The organism is uncultured Sphingomonas sp. (assembly GCF_913778135.1).
In the GTDB taxonomy this organism is placed as follows: Bacteria; Pseudomonadota; Alphaproteobacteria; order Sphingomonadales; family Sphingomonadaceae; genus Sphingomonas.
In genome coordinates, this window is record NZ_CAJYVU010000034.1 from 1 (window position 1) to 4,214 (window position 4,214).

Below are 4,214 nucleotides of genomic sequence, written 5' to 3' on the forward strand. Positions count from 1 at the left end.
AGTGCATCGATCTGCGCGCCCTCGCCCGCGTCGATCATCGCCTGCGCATCCTCGTAAGCGATGTTGGCGGCGAGACGCACGGTCGCGCGCGTGAAGCGCCACGATTTGAGCGCACCCGCCTTCGTCACCTGCAAGTGACAGGCGAGCGCGGCGCGGTCCTCGCCCTCCTTCAACGAACATACGTCGGCGGAGAGGATCTCGGGCAACATCGCCACGACACGGTCAGGGAAATAGACCGAATTGCCGCGGGCGCGCGCCTCCCGGTCGATCGCGCTGCCGGGTCGGACGTAGAAGCTCACGTCGGCAATCGCGACGATCGCGCGCCAGCCGCCCTCGTTGGCGGGATCGTCGTCGGGCGTCGCCCAGACCGCATCGTCGTGGTCGCGCGCGTCGGCGGGGTCGATCGCGACGATCGGCAGATGCGTCAGGTCCTCGCGATCCTCTCCGAGCGGCTGTCGCGCCACGCGCTCGGCCTCGTCGAGCGCTTCGGCCGCGAAGGTGTCAGGGATGCCGTGCTTGGCAATCGCGATCAACGAGAAGCTGCGCGGCGCGAACGGATCGCCCAGCCGCTGCACGACGCGCGCGGTGATCCGCGGCGGTCGCCCGGCGAGTTCGGCCGAGACGAGTTCGCCCGCCTCGGCCCCGCCCGCGTCCGACACGGCATACTCACGCCGCTCCTTCTTGTCGGTGCTCTGCAAGAACAGGCGCTCTCCTGCGCCGCGCAACACGCCAATCACCTGCTCGGAGGTGGGTTTCAGTACCTTCATCGGGTGCGCGGTGATCCCGCTGCCGGTCTCCTCGGTGCGCGCCAGGATGCGTTCACCAACGCCTAAAGCGCCGCGTTTCTGCTCGCGCACGCGGATGCGTGGCAAGGACGCCTCGCTGTCCCATTTCTCGGGCGCGGCCCAAACGGCGCCGCTGTCATCGATCGTGGTGACACGCAGCACGGTGACCTTGGGCACGCCGCCCATCTTGTGGAACGCGCGGCCGGGTGCCGAGTCGATCAGCCCTTCGTCCGCCATATCCTTGAGCAGCGCCTTGAGCCCGATCTTCTCCTGCGCGGAGAGCGCGAAGGCGCGCGCGATCTCGCGCTTGCCCGCGGGCTGCGCCGATTGCGTGATGAAGTCGAGGATCTGCTCGCGGGTCGGCAGACCCGGCTTTGGTTTTCTTGGCACGCCCAAGAGATAGGCGCTGCACCCGCCCACGTCACCTGCGCGGGCGGGTCACGCGATAATCAATAAGCGCGGCCCACCAGCACGCGCTCGACGCAAGGCTCGCCGGTGAAGATGCACTGTCCCTCCGGATGCGTCTGCCCCATCGGCGCGTTGCGCAGCGTGAGCTTCAGCGCCTTCAATCGCTCGACCACCTTATCGAGCGCCGCCCCGGTCGGCCGCGACCAGCGCACGTCGAGCCAGCCCGGCGTCTTGTTGCCTTCCGCGAAATGCGCCTCGACCTCGGCCCAGTCATCGGCAGGCGTGATATTCGCCTTCAACCGTGCGTCGGCCTCGTCGAACAGCGACTGCTGGATGTCAGCGAGCATCGCGCCCACGCCACCGACGAACGCGTCCTTGGCCGTCCCGACGCTGTCGAGCTTGCCGTCGGCGCGGTACAGCCGGTCGCGTCGGATCACCGACACGTTGCCTGCCGCCATGTCGCGCCCGCCGACCTCGATCACGATCGGCGCGCCCTTCTTGACCCACCCCCAGCGCTTGTTGGTCGACTTGACCGCTTTCAGGTCGAGCAGCGCGCGCACCGGCTCGCCTAGCGCGCTCTCACGGCTCAGCGCCTGTTGTAGCGCCCTGCAGTAATCGACCAGCGCGGCGTCATCGGGGTTGTCGCGCAGCATCGGCACGATCACCACCTGCCACGGCGCGACGCGCGGCGGCACGCGCAGGCCGTCATCGTCGCCGTGCACCATGATCAGCCCGCCGATCATCCGCGTCGACACGCCCCAGCTGGTCGTGTTGGCGAGTTCGAGCTGCCCTTCCGCATTCTGGAACCGGATGTTCTGTGCGGAGGCGAAATTGGTACCGAGGAAGTGCGAGGTACCCGCCTGCAGCGCCTTGCCGTCCTGCATCATCGCCTCGATCGAGTAGGTCGAAACGGCTCCCGGAAAACGCTCGTTCTCCGGCTTCTCGCCCGCGATCACCGGCAACGCGACCGCATTCTCGGCGAAGTCGCGGTAGACTTCGAGCATCTTGAGCGTCTCGTCGCGTGCCTCCTCAGCCGAAGCGTGCGCGGTATGCCCCTCCTGCCACAGGAACTCGGCGGTGCGCAGGAACATGCGCGTACGCATCTCCCAACGCACGACGTTCGCCCATTGGTTGATGAGGACGGGCAGGTCGCGCCACGACTGCACCCAGCGCGAGAAGGCCGCGCCGATCACCGTCTCGCTGGTCGGACGCACCACCAGCGGTTCCTCCAGCTTGGCGGCCGGATCGGGGACCAGCCCGCCCTTGCCGTCCGCGACCAGCCGGTGATGCGTGACGACCGCCATCTCCTTGGCGAAGCCCTCGACGTGCTCGGCTTCCTTTTCGAAGTAGGAGAGCGGGATGAACAGCGGGAAGTAGCAATTCTCGTGCCCCGTCGACTTGATCGCGTCATCGAGCAGCCGCTGCATCCGCTCCCAGATGCCGTAGCCCCATGGGCGGATGACCATGCACCCGCGCACGCCGCTCTCTTCGGCGAGGTCGGCCTCGCTGATGACGGTCTGGTACCATTGGGCGAAATCACCCTCGCGGGTGACGGACAATGCGTGCTTAATCATTGGGCGTGCTCGATCATGACGCGCCCGCGATAGCCGCGAGTCCTTACGCGATGGAAGCGAAACGTTTGCGCGTCAGCGCGTCTCGTACGGCTTGATCCCCGCACCCAGCCGGTTCTGCCCCACCGCCAGCCGGTCGCCGCTCGCGTTGGCGACGAACGCCGGCTGCTTGTCCTGCCCCGGTGCCAGCGAGGCGTTGTTGCCCTCGACCTGCAGCCCCGCGGAGGAGAAATTGTGCGCTTCCGCCGCGACGACGATCATGCCCGACCAATTCTCCTTGTGCGTGCCCTGCACGAACACGTTGTCGGCGATGCGTCCGGTCCCGCCCTCGGGCAGGTCGATCATGTAATTGGTCTTGCGGCCAGCCGTGTCGTCGAAGCTGTTGTTGGTAATCGACACGCGCGGCGCGCGGATCTTCACGTAATGCCCGCCGCGCCCGCGCTCGAACCGCGAATTGGTGATCGTCACGCTGCCGTGCGTGCCGAGATAGACCGAGTGCGCGCAATCGGGCGTCTCGTCGCACTGGCCCAGCCCCGCGAAGGTCGAGTGATCGATGCGGATGCGCGTCGGCTGGTCGGTCGCGCCCAGGATGCCTTCCTGGCTGTCGAGGAACATCGAATTGGTGACGGTCAGGTCGCCAAGCTCGATGCGGATGCCAGCACCGTTGCCGTCGTCGACGCGCATGTTGCGGAACACGATGCCGTCGACGGCCGATCCCTCACCGCGCAGCACGAGCGCCGCCTTGCCCTCGCACGTCGTACCGTCGAAAATCACCGCGCCCGGCCGCGCCGCCTTGAACGTGATATGTCCCGCCTGCTGCACCGCGCATTCGCGGTAGGTACCCGGCGCGATCACCACCGTCGCGTCCTGCCCGCGCACCGCCATCAATGCCTCGTCGAGCGTGCCGAACGTCTGCCCGCTCTGCTGAATCGTGAACGGCCCGTTCCCTTGCGCCGCCGCGGGGGCGCTCAGCGCGAGCGCTAGGAAAGGCAGGAACTTGCGCATGGACGACTCCTTCGTGTGCCGCCAGCCTTGCACGCGCGCGGGTGAACGAGACCACCCGCAAAGAAGGTTAATGCCGCTCTCGCCCTCGCCGGCGGCTTAACCGGGCGCCGAACCGTGCCAGGGCGGCACGCCGCGACGCCGAGGCCGCCGGTCACGTTTCGCCTTGCAACCGGTCGGAGCGCGCGCCATCACCCATGCCAATTCGAACGGAAAACAGCGGTGGAGAGCGCGATGCAGAGCTACCTCAAGCATTACATCAACGGTGAATGGGTCGATAGCAACGGCGGCCGCAGCTATCAGGTGATCGACCCCGCGATTGAGCAGCCGTGCACCGAGATCACGCTCGGCACCCCCGCCGACGTCGACCACGCAGTAGCGGCGGCGCGCGCTGCGTTCGACACTTGGTCGCAGACGAGCGTCGACGAGCGCAAGGCGGTGCTCACCC

The 4,214-nt window shown here is 67.4% G+C and carries 4 protein-coding genes; 1 reads left to right on the forward strand and 3 read right to left on the reverse strand.

From position 1 onward, the window contains the following. From QZ847_RS03245 to QZ847_RS03255, 3 genes are all read right to left on the reverse strand, one after another. Nucleotides 1–1,175 (reverse strand): RNB domain-containing ribonuclease (locus QZ847_RS03245; RefSeq protein ID WP_294353008.1); only part of this gene is annotated, 1,175 nt, incomplete at its 3' end. A 59-nt stretch (nt 1,176–1,234) separates the two neighbouring features. Beyond that, nucleotides 1,235–2,767, reverse strand: coding sequence for a proline--tRNA ligase (gene proS, locus QZ847_RS03250; protein ID WP_294353010.1), 1,533 nt, complete (start codon nt 2,765–2,767; stop codon nt 1,235–1,237). Between the two features lie 72 nt (nt 2,768–2,839). Next, nucleotides 2,840–3,769 carry a right-handed parallel beta-helix repeat-containing protein gene (locus QZ847_RS03255; protein WP_294353012.1) on the reverse strand — a complete coding sequence of 310 codons (930 nt, stop codon included), beginning with the start codon at nt 3,767–3,769 and terminating at the stop codon, nt 2,840–2,842. A gap of 231 nt (nt 3,770–4,000) precedes the next feature. Between QZ847_RS03255 and QZ847_RS03260 the strand changes: the two genes are divergently transcribed. After that, nucleotides 4,001–4,214: aldehyde dehydrogenase family protein (locus QZ847_RS03260; RefSeq protein WP_294353014.1), on the forward strand; the 214-nt coding region annotated here is incomplete at its 3' end.